Source organism: Pseudomonas sp. P4_C3 (genome assembly GCF_056402075.1).
The window spans coordinates 1-17,976 of the sequence record NZ_JBFUIC010000114.1 but is presented as its reverse complement, the minus strand read 5'-3'; the positions used below and the strand labels follow the sequence as shown (position 1 = coordinate 17,976).

General features: G+C 60.6%; 18 protein-coding genes and 2 pseudogenes. 13 read left to right on the top strand and 7 right to left on the bottom strand.

The annotated features are described in order from the left end of the window. Both AC1DVH_RS18170 and AC1DVH_RS18165 read right to left on the bottom strand, forming a co-directional pair. Positions 1 to 232, bottom strand: a pseudogene (locus AC1DVH_RS18170) (amino acid ABC transporter substrate-binding protein); the annotation flags it as partial. 93 nt (positions 233 to 325) lie between these two features. Beyond that, complete coding sequence (locus AC1DVH_RS18165) at positions 326 to 952, bottom strand: TetR/AcrR family transcriptional regulator (RefSeq protein WP_477754968.1); 627 nt, start codon at positions 950 to 952, stop codon at positions 326 to 328. 177 nt (positions 953 to 1,129) lie between these two features. Between AC1DVH_RS18165 and AC1DVH_RS18160 the strand changes: the two genes are divergently transcribed. The 8 genes from AC1DVH_RS18160 to ppnP all read left to right on the top strand — a co-directional run bounded on the left by AC1DVH_RS18160 (position 1,130) and on the right by ppnP (position 10,459). Continuing rightward, on the top strand, positions 1,130 to 2,932 hold the full coding sequence (locus tag AC1DVH_RS18160) for an acyclic terpene utilization AtuA family protein (protein ID WP_477754967.1): 1,803 nt from the start codon (positions 1,130 to 1,132) through the stop codon (positions 2,930 to 2,932). A 12-nt stretch (positions 2,933 to 2,944) separates the two neighbouring features. Continuing rightward, positions 2,945 to 3,814: an SDR family oxidoreductase gene (locus AC1DVH_RS18155; RefSeq protein WP_477754966.1), complete on the top strand. Its 870-nt coding sequence runs from the start codon at positions 2,945 to 2,947 to the stop codon at positions 3,812 to 3,814. 3 nt (positions 3,815 to 3,817) lie between these two features. Beyond that, a complete protein-coding gene (gene atuC, locus AC1DVH_RS18150) occupies positions 3,818 to 5,434 on the top strand; it encodes a geranyl-CoA carboxylase subunit beta (RefSeq protein ID WP_477754965.1) in 1,617 nt (538 codons plus the stop codon). A gap of 25 nt (positions 5,435 to 5,459) precedes the next feature. Continuing rightward, a complete protein-coding gene (gene atuD, locus AC1DVH_RS18145; RefSeq protein WP_477754964.1) occupies positions 5,460 to 6,617 on the top strand; it encodes a citronellyl-CoA dehydrogenase in 1,158 nt (385 codons plus the stop codon). Beyond that, positions 6,614 to 7,411: an enoyl-CoA hydratase/isomerase family protein gene (locus AC1DVH_RS18140; protein WP_477754963.1), complete on the top strand. Its 798-nt coding sequence runs from the start codon at positions 6,614 to 6,616 to the stop codon at positions 7,409 to 7,411. The genes atuD and AC1DVH_RS18140 overlap by 4 nt, the downstream gene beginning before the upstream one ends. Positions 7,412 to 7,530: 119 nt before the next feature. Continuing rightward, the gene (locus AC1DVH_RS18135; protein ID WP_477754962.1) at positions 7,531 to 9,492 is read left to right on the top strand and encodes an acetyl/propionyl/methylcrotonyl-CoA carboxylase subunit alpha; all 1,962 of its coding nucleotides are present in this window, start codon (positions 7,531 to 7,533) and stop codon (positions 9,490 to 9,492) included. Between the two features lie 70 nt (positions 9,493 to 9,562). After that, positions 9,563 to 10,105, top strand: coding sequence for a 3'-5' exonuclease (locus tag AC1DVH_RS18130; protein ID WP_477754961.1), 543 nt, complete (start codon positions 9,563 to 9,565; stop codon positions 10,103 to 10,105). Positions 10,106 to 10,174: 69 nt separating this feature from the next. Then, positions 10,175 to 10,459 carry a pyrimidine/purine nucleoside phosphorylase gene (gene ppnP, locus AC1DVH_RS18125; RefSeq protein ID WP_007940055.1) on the top strand — a complete coding sequence of 95 codons (285 nt, stop codon included), beginning with the start codon at positions 10,175 to 10,177 and terminating at the stop codon, positions 10,457 to 10,459. Positions 10,460 to 10,531: 72 nt separating this feature from the next. Here ppnP and AC1DVH_RS18120 read toward each other — a convergent pair whose 3' ends face one another. Both AC1DVH_RS18120 and AC1DVH_RS18115 read right to left on the bottom strand, forming a co-directional pair. After that, positions 10,532 to 11,338 (bottom strand): MOSC domain-containing protein, encoded by an 807-nt coding sequence (locus AC1DVH_RS18120; RefSeq protein WP_477754960.1) that lies wholly within the window; start codon positions 11,336 to 11,338, stop codon positions 10,532 to 10,534. Between the two features lie 83 nt (positions 11,339 to 11,421). Continuing rightward, on the bottom strand, positions 11,422 to 12,357 hold the full coding sequence (locus AC1DVH_RS18115; RefSeq protein ID WP_477754959.1) for a chemotaxis protein CheV: 936 nt from the start codon (positions 12,355 to 12,357) through the stop codon (positions 11,422 to 11,424). Positions 12,358 to 12,821: 464 nt separating this feature from the next. On the opposite strand from AC1DVH_RS18115, the gene AC1DVH_RS18110 reads away from it, so the two are divergent. The 3 genes from AC1DVH_RS18110 to AC1DVH_RS18100 all read left to right on the top strand — a co-directional run bounded on the left by AC1DVH_RS18110 (position 12,822) and on the right by AC1DVH_RS18100 (position 15,279). After that, entirely contained in the window at positions 12,822 to 13,292 is a 471-nt protein-coding gene (locus AC1DVH_RS18110; RefSeq protein ID WP_477754958.1) for a hypothetical protein, read from the top strand. Between the two features lie 395 nt (positions 13,293 to 13,687). Beyond that, positions 13,688 to 14,581 (top strand): sensor histidine kinase, encoded by an 894-nt coding sequence (locus AC1DVH_RS18105; protein ID WP_477754970.1) that lies wholly within the window; start codon positions 13,688 to 13,690, stop codon positions 14,579 to 14,581. Continuing rightward, positions 14,578 to 15,279, top strand: a complete 702-nt coding sequence (locus AC1DVH_RS18100) for a response regulator (RefSeq protein ID WP_477754957.1) — start codon at positions 14,578 to 14,580, stop codon at positions 15,277 to 15,279. The genes AC1DVH_RS18105 and AC1DVH_RS18100 overlap by 4 nt, the downstream gene beginning before the upstream one ends. Positions 15,280 to 15,316: 37 nt before the next feature. On the opposite strand, the pseudogene AC1DVH_RS18095 reads toward AC1DVH_RS18100, so the two are convergent. After that, positions 15,317 to 15,435, bottom strand: a pseudogene (locus tag AC1DVH_RS18095) (lipid kinase YegS); the annotation flags it as partial. 174 nt (positions 15,436 to 15,609) lie between these two features. On the opposite strand from AC1DVH_RS18095, the gene AC1DVH_RS18090 reads away from it, so the two are divergent. After that, the gene (locus AC1DVH_RS18090; protein WP_477754956.1) at positions 15,610 to 15,924 is read left to right on the top strand and encodes a hypothetical protein; all 315 of its coding nucleotides are present in this window, start codon (positions 15,610 to 15,612) and stop codon (positions 15,922 to 15,924) included. Positions 15,925 to 15,988: 64 nt separating this feature from the next. On the opposite strand, the gene AC1DVH_RS18085 is transcribed toward AC1DVH_RS18090, so the two are convergent. Both AC1DVH_RS18085 and moaB read right to left on the bottom strand, forming a co-directional pair. Beyond that, the gene (locus tag AC1DVH_RS18085) at positions 15,989 to 17,215 is read right to left on the bottom strand and encodes a molybdopterin molybdotransferase MoeA (RefSeq protein ID WP_477754955.1); all 1,227 of its coding nucleotides are present in this window, start codon (positions 17,213 to 17,215) and stop codon (positions 15,989 to 15,991) included. Beyond that, positions 17,199 to 17,738 carry a molybdenum cofactor biosynthesis protein B gene (moaB, locus tag AC1DVH_RS18080; RefSeq protein WP_223456911.1) on the bottom strand — a complete coding sequence of 180 codons (540 nt, stop codon included), beginning with the start codon at positions 17,736 to 17,738 and terminating at the stop codon, positions 17,199 to 17,201. Before moaB ends, AC1DVH_RS18085 begins: the two co-directional genes overlap by 17 nt. A gap of 81 nt (positions 17,739 to 17,819) precedes the next feature. On the opposite strand from moaB, the gene AC1DVH_RS18075 reads away from it, so the two are divergent. Next, positions 17,820 to 17,976 (top strand): NTP transferase domain-containing protein (locus tag AC1DVH_RS18075; protein ID WP_477754969.1); only part of this gene is annotated, 157 nt, incomplete at its 3' end.

Below are 17,976 nucleotides of genomic sequence, written 5' to 3'. Positions count from 1 at the left end.
GGGCAATGGACGTGGGCACCAGGACAAACTGGTAGTCACTTTGCGACGCATTCAGAGCCTCGACCAGTTGCGGCAGCAACCCGGTATCGGCCCCGGATTCCGGGCGCACGGTATAGGGCGGAAAGTGCGCGGCACCAATGCGCACCAGCTGCGCAGCCTGGGACGGCATCACCGTTGACGCTGCAAGCATCGCCAGCAAAAGCTGCGAGGCTGTCCGAATCGGCGAATCCATCAAAACAACCCCACTCCCCAATAAAACAGCATCAATGCATTCAAGCTAGGCGGTTTTGTCCAGTTAGCCAGTTTAATGCTGGCCATTACAACTTTATTGCCGGTCTTCCAGCACCAGAATCAACGCTTCATCAGCCAACTGATCGAGGCTCATGTTGCCGTCGGCGCGAAACCAGGTGGTGGTCCAGGACAATGCGCCGGTCAGGAACCGTCGGGTGATAAACACATCGCCGCGGATAAAACCGGCGGTCTTGGCTTCGCCCAGTACTTGCATCCAGATGTCTTCGTAGATATCCCGCAGCGCCAGGACCTTGGCCTGGCCGTCTTCGGACAGCGAGCGCCATTCGTAGACCAGCACGGCCATGGCCTCGCCGCTGCCGCCCATGATCGACTGCAATTCACACCGGATCAAGGCCAGCACCCGCTCGCGCACATTGCCGGCCTCGGCGATGGCCGCACGCATCAACGCGGTGTTGTAGCGTATGGTTTCCTCCATCACGGCGCGCAGGATTTCGTCCTTGCTTTTGAAGTGATGGAAAATACTCCCGGACTGAATACCCACGGCGCCAGCCAGATCGCGCACGGTCGTGCGTTCATAGCCTTTATTGCGGAACAGGTGGGCCGCCACTTGCAGCAGCTTGCCACGGGCGCTGTCCGGGTCGGTCAATTGGCCGTCGTCSACCAAYTSRCGCATGACCCTCAGGGCTTTTTGCTCRTCCACCCRTTCTCTCCTACAGTCGATCAATCAATAACGCCGATCCCCCGAAAACACCGGRGTTGCGCGGGCAATTTAAGCKCATGGATGCAACCAAGCAAGCGCTTGGGCAGAAGATAATCAAGTCATTTACAAACCAAGCGCTTGCTTGGTAATGTCGACGCACTTCGGTTGGAGGTGGCTATGGAATGGACTGCGCCTAAAACAATTCGCATCGGTTGTGCCAGCGCCTTCTGGGGCGATACCTCGACCGCTGCCGCGCAACTCGTGGAACACGGGCATCTGGACTATCTGGTCTTCGACTACCTGGCCGAGATCACTCTGTCGATCATGGCCGGCGCGCGGATGAAAGATCCCCAGGCCGGCTATGCGGGCGACTTCATCGAAGTCCTCGTGCCCTTGCTGCAGCAACTCGCGGCGCACAACATCCGGGTCATCAGCAATGCCGGCGGGGTCAATCCCCAAGCCTGCGCCGCCGCCCTGCAAGCAGCCTGCGACAAGGCCGGGGTGGCCCTGAAGATTGCCGTGCTGCTGGGTGACGATCTGCAGCCGCAATTCAAACAGCTAGGCAACCTGGGCATTCATGAAATGTTCAGCGGCGCACCTTTGCCATCGATGTGTGTCTCGACCAATGCCTACCTCGGTGCACCCGGCATCGTCGAAGCCCTGCGTCTGGGGGCGGACATCGTGATCACCGGGCGCGTGGTCGACAGTGCGGTGGTCAGCGCCGCGCTGGTGCATGAGTTCGGCTGGTCGTGGCACGACTACGACAAGCTCGCCCAGGCAGCATTGGCCGGGCACATCATCGAATGCGGTGCCCAGTGCACGGGCGGCAACTTCACGGATTGGCGCGACGTCCCCGACTACGAACACATCGGCTTTCCCATCGTCGAAGTCAGCGCCGACAGCCAGTTCATCGTCAGCAAACCCGAAGGGACCGGCGGGCTGGTCACGCCGCTGACGGTGGGCGAACAGATGCTGTACGAAATCGGTGATCCCCGCGCGTATCTGCTGCCCGACGTGGTGTGCGATTTCACTCAGGTCAAACTGCTGCAACAAGGCAGGAACGCGGTGCAGGTGCACGGCGCCAAAGGCCTGCCGCCGACCGCTCAATACAAGGTCAGCGCCACCTACCCCGATGGTTTTCGCTGCACCGCCAGTTGCCTGATTGCCGGCATCGACGCCGTCGACAAGGCGCGGCGAGTCAGCGCGGCGATCATCAACAAGACCTCGGAAATGTTCCGCCAGCGCGGCTGGGCAACCTACAGCGACGTGAATATCGAGTTGCTGGGCAGCGAAGCCACCTACGGCCCCCACGGCCAGCGTCAGGACAGCCGCGAAGTGGTGATCAAACTCGCAGTACGCCATCCGGACAAGCAGGCATTGATCGTGTTCTCCCGGGAAATTGCCCAGGCCGCCACCGGCATGGCGCCGGGGCTGACCGGCATTGTCGGTGGCCGGCCGACGGTGTATCCGCTGATCCGGCTGTTCTCGTTCCTGATCGACAAAACCGCCTGCACGCTGGACATTGATTGCATGGGCCAGCGCCACCGGTGTGCCCTGCCCGCCCTCGATGTGCTCGATCCGCTGGACCTGCCAGCCCCGCTCGCGCCACCGAAACCGACGGGCCTGGCCGACGCCAGCGTGGCCCTGGTCAAACTGGCGGTCGCTCGCTCTGGCGACAAGGGCAACCACAGCAACATCGGCGTCATGGCCCGCGAGCCCGAGTTCCTGCCGTGGATCGCCGAAGCCTTGACCCCGGAAGTGATCGTCGACTGGATGGGCCACGTCCTCGATCCCATCCACGGGCGAGTCGAACGCTGGTACTTGCCCGCCAGTCACAGCCTGAATTTCCTGCTGGAAAACGCCCTCGGCGGCGGTGGTGTCGCCAGCTTGCGCATCGATCCGCAAGGCAAAGCCTTCGCCCAGCAACTGCTGGAAATCCAGATTCCGGTGCCGCAGCGCATCGCCGACCAGTTCAACTAGAGGATTGCCGCCATGGCCTACGATTCGATTTTCAAAGCCGATTTGTTTGCCGGCCAAAACATCATCGTCACCGGTGGTGGCAGTGGCATCGGCCGCTGCACCGCCCACGAACTGGCGGCCCTCGGCGCCCATGTGCTGCTGGTCGGGCGCAAGGCCGACAAGCTGAAAACCGTTGCGGCAGAGATTGTCGAAGACGGCGGCAAGGCCGATTGGGCGGTTTGCGACATCCGCGAGGAAGAACCGGTGCAGCACCTGGTCAGCGAATTGATTCGCAAGCATGGCCCCATTCATGGCCTGGTCAATAATGCGGGCGGGCAGTACCCGTCGCCCCTGGCCTCGATCAATCAGAAGGGTTTCGAAACCGTGATGCGCACCAATCTGGTGGGCGGTTTCCTGATGGCCCGGGAAGTGTTCAACCAGTCCATGAGCAAGCACGGCGGCGCCATCGTCAACATGCTCGCCGACATGTGGGGCGGCATGCCCGGTATGGGCCACTCCGGCGCGGCACGTTCGGGCATGGACAATCTGACCAAGACCGCCGCGTACGAATGGGGGCATGCCGGGGTGCGGGTCAACGCCGTGGCGCCGGGCTGGATTGCCTCCAGTGGCATGGACACCTACGAAGGCGCCTTCAAGGCTGCGATTCCGACGTTGCGCGAACACGTGCCGCTCAAGCGCATCGGCACCGAATCGGAAGTCAGCGCGGCGATTGTTTTCCTGCTCAGCCCGGCAGCGGCGTTCGTCAGCGGCAGCACCTTGCGCATCGACGGCGCCGCCAGCCTCGGCGGGCGCGCCTGGCCGATTCATAAGGCGACCAACAGCGAGTCGTACAACGGTTTCCACCGTGCCTACGTACCAGACGTATTGAAGGACAAGGAATAACCCATGCCGGTGATTCAGTCGTTACTCGATCCCCACAGCGAGCCGTTCGCCCAGAACCGTGAAGCGATGCTGAGCGCCATCGAGCAGGTTCGCGTGCTCGAACAGAACCTGCTGAACAAGGCTGCCGAAGCCAAACCCAGGTTCGAAAAACGCGGTCAGTTATTGCCCCGTGAACGCCTCAATCTACTGCTGGACCCCGGCGCGCCGTTTCTTGAACTGGCGAGCCTGGCCGGCTACAAGCTGCACGACGACAAGGACGGCAGCTGCGCCGGTGGCGGCTTGATCGCCGGCATCGGCTATGTCTGCGGCGTGCGGGTGCTGGTGGTGGCGAACAACAGCGCAATCAAGGGCGGGACCATTTCCCCCAGCGGTTTGAAAAAATCCCTGCGCCTGCAACGGATCGCCATGGAAAACAAACTGCCGGTGATCACCCTCGCCGAAAGCGGCGGTGCCAACCTCAATTACGCGGCGGAGATTTTCGTCGAAGGTGCGCGCAGCTTTGCCAATCAGGCGCGGATGTCGGCCATGGGGTTGCCGCAGGTCACTGTGGTGCACGGCTCGGCCACGGCGGGCGGTGCCTATCAGCCGGGGCTGTCGGATTACGTGGTGGTGGTGCGCGGCAAGGCCAAGCTGTTTCTCGCCGGCCCGCCATTGCTCAAGGCCGCCACCGGCGAAGTCGCGACCGATGAAGAACTGGGCGGCGCCGAGATGCACGCACAAACCGCCGGCACCGCCGAATACCTGGCTGAAAACGACGCCGACGGTGTGCGTCAGGTACGCGAGATTGTCAGCCTGCTGCCGTGGAACGAGCAGTTGCCCCGCCAGCCCGAACGGCATTGGGAAGAACCGCTTTACCCCATCGACGAACTGCTGGGCCTGATCCCGGATGACCCGAAAAAACCCTACGACGTACGCGAGATCATCGCCCGGATTGCCGACGCTTCGAACTTTCTTGAATTCAAGGGCGAGTTCGATCAGCAGACCGTCTGCGGTCACCTGAAAATTCAGGGGCGCGCCTGTGGTTTCATCGGCAACAACGGCCCGATCACGCCAAAAGGTGCAAGCAAGGCCGCGCAGTTCATCCAGCTGTGCGACCAGAGCCRSACGCCGCTGCTGTTYTTCCACAAYACCACCGGSTTCATGGTSGGCACCGAATCSGARCAGCARGGSGTGATCAARCACGGSGCGAAGATGATCCAGGCGGTGGCCAAYGCCCGGGTGCCGAAGCTGAGCATCGTCGTTGGCGGCTCATATGGCGCCGGCAACTATGCGATGTGCGGACGCGGCCTCGACCCGCGTTTCATCTTCGCCTGGCCCAACAGCCGCACCGCCGTGATGGGCGGTGCACAAGCGGGCAAAGTGCTGCGCATCGTCACCGAGGCCAAACAGGCCAAGGACGGCCTGGTGCCCGACCCGAAAATCCTCGACATGCTCGAACAGGTCACCGCGCAGAAACTCGACAGCCAGTCCACGGCGCTCTATGGCAGCGCCAACCTGTGGGACGACGGTTTGATCGACCCGCGCGATACCCGGACCTTGCTCGGTTACTTGCTGGATATCTGTCATGAGGCCGAAGTGCGGCCACTGCAAGCCAACAGTTTTGGTGTAGCCCGCTTCTAAGGGCGATCAGAGGAGAACAATAAAAATGATCTTCACCCAGGAACACGAAGCACTGCGCCGCACCGTGCGCCAATTCGTCGAGCACGAGATCAACCCGCACGTCGAGGAATGGGAAAAGGCCGGGCGCTTCCCCATCCACGATATCTTCCGCAAGGCTGGCGACCTCGGCCTCCTGGGGATTTCCAAGCCGGAAAAATTCGGCGGCATGGGCCTCGACTACAGCTATTCGATCGTCGCGGCCGAAGAGTTCGGCACCATTCACTGCGGCGGCATACCGATGTCCATCGGCGTGCAGACCGACATGTGTACGCCTGCGCTGGCACGGTTCGGCTCCGATGAGTTGCGCGACGAATTCCTGCGCCCGGCCATCAGCGGCGAGCAGGTCGGCTGCATCGGTGTCTCCGAAGTCGGCGCCGGCTCTGACGTTGCCGGCTTGAAAACCACAGCGCGCAAGGACGGCGATGATTATGTGATCAACGGCAGCAAGATGTGGATCACCAACTCGCCGAGCGCCGACTTCATCTGCCTGCTGGTCAACACCTCGGACGACAAACCGCACATCAACAAGTCGCTGATCATGGTGCCGATGAACACGCAGGGCATCAGCTTGAGCTCACACCTGGACAAGCTCGGCATGCGCAGCTCGGAAACCGCCCAGGTGTTTTTCGACAACGTGCGCGTACCGCAACGCAACCGCATCGGCCATGAAGGCGCGGGGTTCATGATGCAGATGTTGCAGTTCCAGGAGGAACGCCTGTTCGGCGCGGCCAACATGATCAAGGGCCTGGAGTATTGCGTCGACAGCACCATCGAATACTGCAAGGAGCGTAAGACCTTCGGCAACGCGCTGATCGACAATCAGGTGATCCACTTCCGCCTGGCGGAACTGCAAACCGAAATCGAATGCCTGCGGGCGCTGGTCTATCAGGCCACCGAGCAATACATCAAAGGCCAGGACGTCACGCGCCTGGCCTCCATGGCCAAGCTCAAGGCCGGACGGCTGGGTCGGGAAGTCAGTGACAGTTGCCTGCAATACTGGGGCGGCATGGGCTTCATGTGGGACAACCCGGTGGCCCGGGCTTACCGCGATGTACGGCTGGTGTCGATCGGCGGCGGCGCCGACGAAATCATGCTGGGGATCATCTGCAAACTGATGGGCATCCTGCCGGGGAAAAAGAAATGAACAACCTGCCGGTTTGCCAGACTTTGCTGCTGGAACTGCACAGCGGCGTATTGCACATCACCCTCAATCGCCCGGACAGCCGCAATGCGATGAGCTTGCAGATGGTCACCGAGTTGCGTTCGGTGCTGGCAGCCGTGCGCGATGACCGGGGGGTTCGCGCGCTGGTGATCGGCGGTGCCGGAGGCCACTTCTGCGCCGGCGGCGATCTCAAGGACATGGCCAGTGCCCGTGCTCAGGGTTCCAGCGCTCACTGTGATTTGAACCGGGTGTTCGGTGCGCTGCTGCAAGAGGTGCAACACGCACCGCAAGTGGTGATCACGGTGCTGCAAGGCGCGGTGCTTGGCGGTGGTTTCGGCCTGGCCTGTGTCAGCGATATCGCCCTGGCCGATCACCAGGCGCAATTCGGCCTGCCGGAAACCAGCCTCGGCCTGCTGCCGGCGCAGATCGCGCCATTCGTGGTGCAGCGCATCGGCTTGACCCAGGCCCGAAGACTGGCCCTGACCGCGGCCCGCTTTGATGGCCACCAGGCGCGCCGCATGGGGCTGGTGCATTTTGTCGAGCATGATCCGCAGGCCCTGGCCGAGCGTCTCGATGAGGTGTTGGCCCATGTGTTGTGTTGTGCGCCGGGGGCGAATGCGATGACCAAGAAACTCTTGCTGGCGAGTGCCGGAGAGCCGTCGGATGAGTTGCTTGATCAAGCGGCTGAATGGTTCAGCGAGGCGGTGACCGGAGCCGAAGGCATCGAGGGAACGATGGCCTTCGTGCAAAAACGCAAACCGGGGTGGGCCTCCTGAAAAGCATCGCGAGCAAGCTCGCTCCCACAGGGTTTATGAACGACATAAATCCAATGTGGGAGCGAGCTTGCTCGCGATGAGGCCCGACCAGACACTGCTAAAAATCAGAGAGCCTACCCATGCCCGGACTCAAAAAAATCCTCATCGCCAACCGCGGTGAAATCGCCTGCCGCATCCAGCGCACGGCCCAGGCGCTGGGCTATCGCACCGTCGCCGTGTTCAGCGACGCCGACGCCGATGCCCTGCACGTGCAGATGGCTGACGAGGCGGTCAACATCGGGCCGGCCCCCGTGCACCAGTCTTACCTGAACATCCAGGCCATCCTCGACGCGGCCCGGCGCACGGGCGCGGATGCGATCCATCCGGGCTACGGCTTCCTCTCGGAAAACGCCGGGTTTGCCCTCGCCTGCCAGGACGCCGGCATCACCTTCATCGGCCCCAGCCCCGAGGCCATCGAACTGATGGGCAGCAAGCGCCTGTCGAAGCTCGCCATGCTCGAAGCCGGTGTGCCTTGCATCGACGGTTATCAAGGCGACGGGCAGGACGACGCGACCCTGAGCCGCGAAGCCGGACGCATCGGCTATCCGTTGATGATCAAGGCCAGTGCGGGCGGCGGTGGACGCGGCATGCGCCTGGTGCACAACGCCAGCGACTTGCTGGAACAGATTCGCACCGCGCGCTCCGAAGCCCTGAACGGTTTTGGCAGCGGCGAACTGATTCTCGAACAGGCATTGGTCGAACCCCGTCACGTCGAGGTCCAGCTGTTCGGTGACCGGCATGGCAACCTGATTTACCTCGGTGAGCGCGACTGTTCGGTGCAGCGCCGGCATCAGAAAGTCATCGAGGAAGCACCCTGCCCAGTGATGACGCCTGAACTGCGGCAGGCCATGGGCGAAGCAGCGCTCAAGGCCGGGCGCGCGGTGCAGTACGTCGGTGCGGGCACCGTGGAGTTTTTGCTGGATGCACGCGGGCAGTTTTACTTTCTGGAGATGAACACCCGGCTACAAGTGGAGCACCCGGTGACCGAACTGATCACCGGCCTGGACCTGGTGGCCTGGCAGTTGAATATCGCCGAAGGGCAGCCGCTGCCCTTGCGCCAGGAGCAGGTGCAACTCCACGGGCACGCCATGGAAGTACGCCTGTATGCCGAAGATCCGGCTCAGGGTTTTCTGCCGCAAACCGGGCGCGTCGTGGCCTGGGAACCGGAATTGCAGGGCGGCGTGCGGATCGACCACGGCCTGATCGAAGGCCAGATCATCAGCCCCTTCTACGACCCGATGCTCGGCAAGTTCATCGCCCACGGCGCCACCCGCGAGGAAGCCCGACGCAAATTGCTGCGGGCGGTACAAGACAGCGTGCTGCTGGGCGTGCAAAGCAATCAGCGCTTGCTCGCCAGCCTGCTGGAACACCCGCAGTTCGCCTGCGGGGACTTCAGCACCGGGTTCATCGCGCAGCATTTTTCCGAGCATGCCTGCCTGCAGTCCCATGCCCCGGGCGCGCATCACCTGGCCATCGCCACCGCCCTCTTCTATCAGGCCTCAGCGCAGGCTCATCCGGCCGCGCTTTGCGGTTGGCGCAACAACGCCAGCGTGCCACTGCACTATCGCATTGGCCTGCAGGATCAGGATTGGCCGGTAGCGTTGCGGGCAATCCCCGGCGAGCCGTTGCACATTCAGGTCGCCGGGCACAACCTCGCACTGAAGATCATCCACAACGATGGACGCTGGGCCACCCTTGAGATTGATGGCATCCGCCAGCGCCACGCTTATCGCCTGGAGGCCGGGCAGCTCTGGCTGTTTACCCGCCCGGGCAGCCTGCAATTTGAGGATCGCACCCAGGCGCAGGTGACCAGCCAGGCCGGTGCCAGCTCCGGCACCCTCAAGGCACCGATGGACGGGGCGATTGTCGACGTCCTGGTCAATGAAGGCAGCCCGGTGAGCAAGGGCCAGTTGCTGGTAGTACTGGAGGCGATGAAAATGGAGCACCCGTTGAAATCGGGCATCGACGGTGTGCTCAAACGCCTGCAAGTCAAAGTCGGGGATCAGGTAAAAAACCGGCAGATTCTGTTGGAGGTCGAATAAGCCGCTAGGCGGAACCGCCGGGTTTGGCTACGCTCAAACCCTACAGGACGCGGATACCAGGAAACCTGCAATGCCTCACTGGCTGGTCATTGATCTGGAGGCCACCACCGATGAAGGTGGTTGGCCCGTAACGGATATGGAAATCATTGAAATCGGCGCCACCCTGGTGGACCGCAAGGGACGCGAACTGGACCAGTTCCAGCGTTTCGTCCGGCCTTTGCGGCGGCCGTTGCTGACGCCGTTTTGCCGCGAGCTGACGCACATCACCCAAGCCAACATCGATGCCGCGCAACCGCTGGGCGAAGTCTGGCCGGCGTTTGAACGCTGGCTCGGCCAACACCACGTGCGACTTGAAGGCTGGGCCAGCTGGGGCGATTACGATCGTAAACAACTGCTTCAGGATTGGCAGCAGCTGGGACTCGCCAGCATGCTGGCCAACGTGCCGCACATGAACCTCAAACAGCGCTTTGCCAAGGCCCGACGCCTGGAACGCCCGCTAGGACTCAACGGCGCTCTGCAACTGGCCGGCCTGCAGTTCACCGGCCAGCAACACCGGGCGCTGGAAGATGCGCGCAATACCGCACGCCTGCTGCCGCTGGTTCTGCCGCTTTAGACAGGTGACGACGCCAAGGGCCTTGTGCATACTGGCCGGCCCTTTTTAGCCCTTTTCGAGGAATCGCCCATGTTTAAAGTCAACGAGTACTTCGACGGCACCGTCAAGTCGATCGCCTTTGGCACCGCAGAAGGTCCAGCGACCATCGGCGTCATGGCTCCGGGCGAGTACGAATTCGGCACCAGCCAGCGTGAAATCATGCACGTGGTCAGCGGTGCACTGACCGTCAAGCTGCCGGACAGCAGCGACTGGGAAACCTTCGCTGCCGGCAGCCAGTTCAACGTGCCGGCCAACAGCAAGTTCCAGCTGAAAGTGGCCGTCGACACTGCCTACCTGTGCGAATACCGCGGCTAAACCCGCCGGGCTTCACCACAATAAAAAATGCCCGTGTTTTTCGACACGGGCATTTTTTTATTGTGCGCAAAGTTACTCGAGGATCTCCACCGGCATGCCGACTTCGAGTCGACCGTTGCCGTCGTTGACCAGGTTCTGGCCGAACATGGCGCCGTCCGCCTGGGAACGGTATTTCTGCAAGGTGGCCAAGGGTTCGCGGTCGTCGCTGCGCTCCCCGGTTTGCGGGTCGATGGTGGTCAGGATGCAGCGTGAACACGACTTGACCACGCGGAACTCGACCTCGCCGATACGGATACGCTTCCAGCCGTCCTCGGCGAACGCTGCACTGCCTTCGATCACCAGGTTCGGCCGGAAACGCAGCATCTCCAATGGGCGCCCGACCCGTTGCGACAAGTCCTCGAGAGAGGCCTGGCCAATCAGCAACAGCGGATAGCCATCGGCGAACGCCACCTGATCGTCATCCTTGCCGTAGCCGGCCTCCGTCATCCGCGCCCGTTCGAGCGGCACTTGCACCAGGCGTGTCGGTTTGCCGATGAACTGGCTGACCCAGGCCCCTGCTTCATCGCCTGCATCGGGCACTCGCAAGGTATCGCGCCAGATCGTCACGCCTCGCAGTTGTGCATCGCTATCGGGCAAGGCGATATCGATCGGCGCAAAGCCTGGGGCACTGAGAGCCAAGCCACCCTCGGCATTCCACAACGCCGACAGCTGGCTCATCTGCGCCACTGCACGCTGGGTCAGGAAGCGACCGCTGGCTTCATCCACCAGCATCCAGCGCCGATCGCCGTCCAGCCCCAACTTGTCGAGACCGATTGCTTGCAAGGCCTCGCCTTTGGCGGATTTCAACGGATAACGATACAGCGCGCTCAGACGCAACATGGCCAGCTCCCTGGTAGGCAAAACGCCACCCTATACGAGCTTGATCACCGAATCAAAGGCCAAAAAAACTGCCCGTGGCCTGATCAGGCCGGTACTTCGTCAAGCATCAGGCGCTGGCGCACCACGTCGACGAGTTTGTCCGGCTGGAATTTGGAGAGGAAATTGTCGCAGCCGACCTTTTTGACCATCGAATCGTTGAAGCTGCCGGACAAAGAGGTGTGCAGCACCACGTACAAGCCGCGCAGGCGTGGATCGTTGCGAATTTCGGTGGTCAGGCGATAGCCATCCATTTCCGGCATTTCCGCATCGGTGAAGACCATCAGCAGTTTGTCGGTCATGTCCACGCCGGTATCGGCCCAGGCCTTGAGCATGTTCAAGGCCTTCAACCCGTCGCTGGCGATGTGCATCTTCACGCCGAGCTGTCCCAGGGTATCGCGCAATTGCGCCAGGGCTACGTTCGAGTCATCCACCAGCAGCACCTCACGGCCACGGGCACGTTCCAGTACCGGATCTTCGAGCTTGTCGCGGGAGACTTTGGCGTTGTACGGGACGATTTCGGCCAGGACCTTTTCGACGTCAATGATTTCCACCAGTTGATCATCGACTTTGCTGATGGCCGTCAGGTAGTGCTGGCGGCCGGCACTGCTCGGTGGCGGCAGGATGGCTTCCCAGTTCATGTTGACGATCCGGTCCACGCCTCCGACCAGGAAGGCCTGCACCGAACGGTTGTATTCGGTGACGATAATCGTGCTGCCAGACCCCGGCACCAACGGGCGCATGCCGATGGCCTGGGACAGGTCGATCACCGGCAGGGTCTGGCCAYGCAGGTTGACCACGCCGCACACAAAAGGATGGCGCTGTGGCATCAGCGTCAACTTTGGCAGCTGCAAGACTTCCTGTACTTTAAAGACGTTGATCGCGAACAATTGCCGTCCGGCGAGCCGGAACATGAGAATTTCCAGGCGATTCTCACCCACCAGTTGCGTGCGTTGGTCTACCGTGTCGAGAATGCCGGCCATCAATGACTCCTGGTCTTGTTCGGATGAATTCACTTAAAGAATGTTATCGGCTGTTTTTGCCGAAGCTTGACCCACTCTAAAATGCCACGCCCAGGCATTGATGTCACATTAACATCATGCTTTACTGGCGCTGCGATTACATCTGCCGCACTTCTGCGCCACACGACCACAACTCACGCGATAGGTTCCGCTGCGTAAGGGATTCCCCTATCAACAATCAGGTGCAACCTGATATTCGCAATATCCAATAGCCATTAATGTGACGCCATTCTCATTGCATGAACGGAGTCAGGCTTTTGTGTGCGATCGCAAGTAAGTGGCCGACCACCCTCTCGTGTTCCCCTGCCTGCCTGCGGGCCAGCCGAAGCTCGTTCACCCGACGACTCGGCAATGCCGGGGTCCCGAGCGCCCTCGTCGACACACTCGATATCCCCCTCATTTGACATGACGTTGTGGAGATAAGTATGCCGAACGACCGTAAAGAGTGGACCCAGCGGCTCACGGAGTTCCTCGTCGAGGCGCAAACACTCCTGGCTAAAACCGAGGAATGCCTGAGTCATCTGCAGCTGATCAGCAATGACAAGGACGCCATCGACTGCATGCTCAGCACACTGCTCAAGCTGGCCAACAAGGCCGATGCCCTGGCGTTGGCGGCCGTATCTGAATTCTCTCTGCATATTCATGGCCTGCTGAACCACGCCCAGAACACCATGAGCCTGCACGACGAGGCGCTGAGTGCCTTGAAAGACTGCCTGACCCTGATTGCCTGGCAACTTGAACTCATCGACCAGACCACCGGACAGCTCAGTCTCGACGACAGTGAGCAGGTCACCCTTATTGAAGCCTTTGCCTTTCAGGTCGGGCAAAGCCGATTTCAACCACCGATCAATTCCAGGCCGCTCACCCTCGTTTCCTATTCGCAGCGACAGGCCTGAACTTGCCGAACCATGTCGTATGGCGTGCTTTGGTTATCAATACCGCGCTGTAACTTGAGTGCACACATGTCGCAATTGATTTTTTCATAGCTATAAACGACCTCTTTTAACAAACACATCAACCAACTTGTTTCTTTATGGAAGCAGCGTCCAACGACTGGACTCCTGACTTTTCGGACATATATACGGACGCGACCAGCGGTATCTTAAGTGCTACTATGCCGCCTGTTAGTTGACGCCAATTAGTGGCAGTGTGGTTGCAGCCGGACAGTTTGGGGCTGATTTCTCCAAAAAAGTACACCCCGTTGAAGTCGACGCTCCAGATTAAAAAACAGGGGCCTGTCAGCCAGCATGACCGGTCTGCCCGCAGCGAAAATCCATTGGCTCCATCCGCTATGCACGCCAGCCTCAAGTCAATCGCCACGTGGCCACCTTCCCGAGAAAATGCACGCACATTCACGCTGTTGTTATGCGCCTGCTCGACGCTCGGCAGTCTGTTGGCCTATGGCTTGTCCATCCCGTTGCCCCTGTCATTGCTGGTGCTCAACGTTGCGGCGCTGACCAGTGCAGCCGTGCAGTACTGCCTCTCGCGCAAATCCATCAAATTCCAGCCCCAGGAACTGGCCGACCGGCTGTTGCAGGTTCAGGAAAACGAGCGTCACCGGCTGAGCCGGGAACTGCATGACGACATCGGTCAATTGCTGACCGCCGCAAAACTGCAAAGTGACTGGCTCAAACGCCGGATGCCTGAAGAACTCCAGGAGCAATGCTCGGTCCTCTGCGACACGCTGGAAGAAACCCTGACCAAAGTTCGTGACGTATCCGCCATTCTCAATCCCCGGCAGTTGACCAGCCTCGGGCTGGAAGCCAGTCTGCGCGCGCACCTGCTCAAGAGCCTGGCCAACACCCCGCTGCACTGGAGCCTGGAATGCCAGCAACGCCTGACCGGCATACCGGAGGAAATGGCCGTGGCCGCTTTCCGTATTACCCAGGAAGCGGTCACCAACATCCTTCGACATGCCCAGGCCAAGAACCTGCTGGTATGCCTGCAGCGTCTGCCACAAGGCCTGAAGTTGCAGATCAGCGATGATGGTCAAGGCTTCGCGCCTGCAACCGACCCCGGTCGTGAAGGACAACGCGGTATGGCCGGGATGTCGGAACGGATCGATCAACTGGGTGGCACGCTGACCGTGACCAGCGAGCCGGGCAAAGGCACCCGAATCGAAGCTCTTTTTCCCTGGGCGCCCCGTGCGCTCGAACGGGCCAGTTCGAATAAGGTTATGCATTGACTTGCAATTTACTACTGGTGGATGACCACTCGCTGATCAGGGCTGGCGTGCGCGCCCTGGTAATGGACCTGCCCGGCTACGCCGTCATCGGTGAGGCCAGTGACGGCTCGCAGTTGCTCGAGATGGTCGCGCACCTGTCCCCGGATATTGTCCTGCTGGACATTTCGATGCGCCAGACCGGTGGGCTCGAAGCCTTGCAGCAACTCAAGCGGGTGCGCCCGCAGAGCAAGGTCCTGATCCTCTCGATGCACACCGACCCGGCCCTGATCATGCAGGCGCTGGAATCCGGAGCCCATGGCTACCTGCTCAAGGACACCACGGCGACCGAGCTCGAGCACGCGCTGGAGGCCTTGCGCAACAACGAGCGCTATCTGAGCCCGGYCATTGCCCACACGGTGATCAACCAGGCGTTGACCCGAAACCAGAAGCACCCACCCGAACCTGCCGACTCGCACAACCTGACGGCACGTCAGCTGGAAATCTTGCGGTTGATCGTTCGCGGAAAATCCACTCGAGAGATCGCAAATGGCCTGGGGCTGAGCGTCAAGACCGTAGAAACCCACCGCTCGCAGATCATGAAGCGTCTGCAGATCTACGATGTGGCCGGCCTGGTGCTGTTTGCCGTGCGGGCAAGGCGTAGGCCGCTGGGAATGGTTGTTCCCTTTCCAAGGCCTGCAACGCAGCATGGCCAGCTTTAAGGCACAACSCGGTGGGGAAACTAATTGAGAACGCCCCCGCTCGTAACAGCGGCGAATCCTCAGGCAGATGCACGAGTAACGCCGCCGGGCGAACCGAGAAACGCAAGTTGTCCCCCTCCAGGGCAGGCGCGCACGAATAAACATGCTGTCGACGCCAGAAGCCCCCCGCCGTTAAAAGTCGCAAGAAAACGAATTACTTCCAGTCGGACAGTCTTGATCCCCCCACACGGCAGGATTTTTCTTACAAAAAGTGAGGAATCGGCTCAATTGACCGGAAACCTGAATTGGTAGACTTTTGGGGGCTACAGCAGGACACCACAAGGACGTGCCATGCAAAGCCAAAACCTCGGATCACCGGCCATTTCGGTCTTGCCGCTCACAGATAATAAAAATGCAGGCCATCGAGCTGAATACCGCAACAGCACAAAAGCCACGGGAGAAGTTGATATGGAACCTCGCGTCACCGAGCTGGAAACACACCTCAAGAGCTTACGCAGGGACATGGACGAAGTCCTGGATGACGTCAAATCCATCAAGCACAGGCTTGCCTATTCCGCCTGCGGAACAGCCGTGATCCTCGGCCTCCTTGGCTGGATCGCCAATAGCCGTTTCGAGCAGGTTATTTCATTGCTTCTGGCGCATTGAGTGGCCTTCAACACAAAACCCGGTTCAATCAACCGGGTTTTGTGTGACCAAGCCGCTGAAACTATCAGCTCAGAACTTCACTCAGCGGAATGAAGAAAACGCTATCGCCCTGAACCAGCGTGCGACCTTCCAGGACTTCTACCAATCCATCAGCCCAGGCAGCGCTACGCAATACGCCAGAACTCTGGTTTTTGTAGATCGTCGCCCTGCCGTTTTCCAGCCGTCCGCGCAAATACTCACGCCGATTGCCAGGTTGGAGCCAGTCAAACCCTGCCGGCACCTGCACCTTCAACGGCTCGACTTCTTCTACACCCTGACGGCGCAGGAGATAGGGCCTGGTCAACAATGCAAAAGTCACGAGGGTCGATGCCGGATTGCCCGGCAAGCCAATCACCGGCACACCGCGAAAATGTCCGAAGGTCAACGGTTTACCGGGCTTGATGGCGAGTTTCCACAGCGTCAATTCGCCCTCTTCGCGCAAGGCGATACCCAGAAAATCGGCTTCCCCTACCGATACGCCACCGGTCGAGAGGATCAGGTCGACATCCTTCAATTCACCCAATCGGGAACGAGTGGTTTCCAGATTGTCCGCAAGAATGCCCGCGTCGACGACCTCACACCCCAAACGCTGCAACCAGCTGCACAACAACACCCGGTTGCTGTTGTAGATCTGTCCCGGCCCCAGCGTCTGCCCAGGCTCAATCAATTCGTCGCCGGTGGACAGCACCGCCACACGCACCTTGCGAACCACCTCCAGCTCAGCGCACCCCAATGAGGCAGCCAATCCTTGCTCGATCGGCCCCAACCGCGTACCTGCCGGCAGAATCAGCTCGCCGACGGTGGTTTCCTGGCCTTGCGGACGGATGTTCTGACCTTGGGTCAAGGCTTCAGTGAAACGTACTCGCTCATCCGCCTGAACCTCGACATTTTCCTGCATCTCGACGCAATCGGCACCGGCGGGAACAGGCGCCCCGGTGAAAATGCGCGCACAGGTTCCTGGCAGCAACGGATCGGGGGCCTGGCCAGCAAACACCTTCTGACTGACCACCAACGGCTCTCCCGTCCAGTCCGCCATGCGCAAGGCAAAACCATCCATGGCACTGTTGGGCCAGGGTGGCAGGTCAAGGGTCGACACCAGGTCTTCAGCCAGTACACGCCCCTGTACCTGTGCCAACGGCAAGCGTTCGCGCTCGACAATCCTTGTAGCCTCGGCCATTTCCAGCAAGCGTGCCAACGCCTGCTCGACGGGCATCAGGCTGCCAGTCTTGCCAGGCTTACCCACGGGATTCACAAGGCGCTGCCTGTTTCAAGTGAGGCACGAAATTGCACGGCCGATGCCGCGAATCCAGTTGCTCGGCCAGTATGCCGTCCCAACCGGTGCGCACGGCATTGGTGGAGCCCGGCAAGCAGCAAACCAGCGTGCCGTTGGCCAGACCGGCCAACGCCCGGGACTGAACGGTCGAAGTGCCGATATCGGCAACCGAGATCTGGCGGAACAGTTCACCAAATCCATCAACCTGTTTGTCCAGCAGGCAGCCGACGGCTTCCGGTGTGCTGTCACGCCCGGTAAAACCGGTGCCGCCGGTGATCAGCACAACCTGTACGACATCGTCGGCAATCCAGTTGGCGACTTGCGCGCGAATTTTGTAGAGGTCATCTTTGAGCAACACCCGGGCTGCCAGGTAATGACCGGCGGCGGTCAAGCCGTCGACAAAGACCTGACCTGAGGTGTCGGTTTCCAGTGTGCGGGTATCGCTGACAGTCAGCACTGCAATATTCAGCGGTGCGAAAGGTACATCAGCCTTGGCTTTCATAGGCTCGTCCAGTTGTAGGAGAAACAGCCCGGTGTTATATCACAGCGCTCCGTTTTTTCGCCGCTCCCATGGAGACCTGCCATGACCTCGAATTCACAATTGCCACCCTGCTCCATTCTGCTCCTGGCGGGCGGTCGCGGCCAACGTATGGGTGGTCGGGACAAAGGGTTGCTGGACTGGCAGGGCGAACCCCTGATTGCACATCTGCATCGCAAGACCCGCCCGCTGAGCGATGACC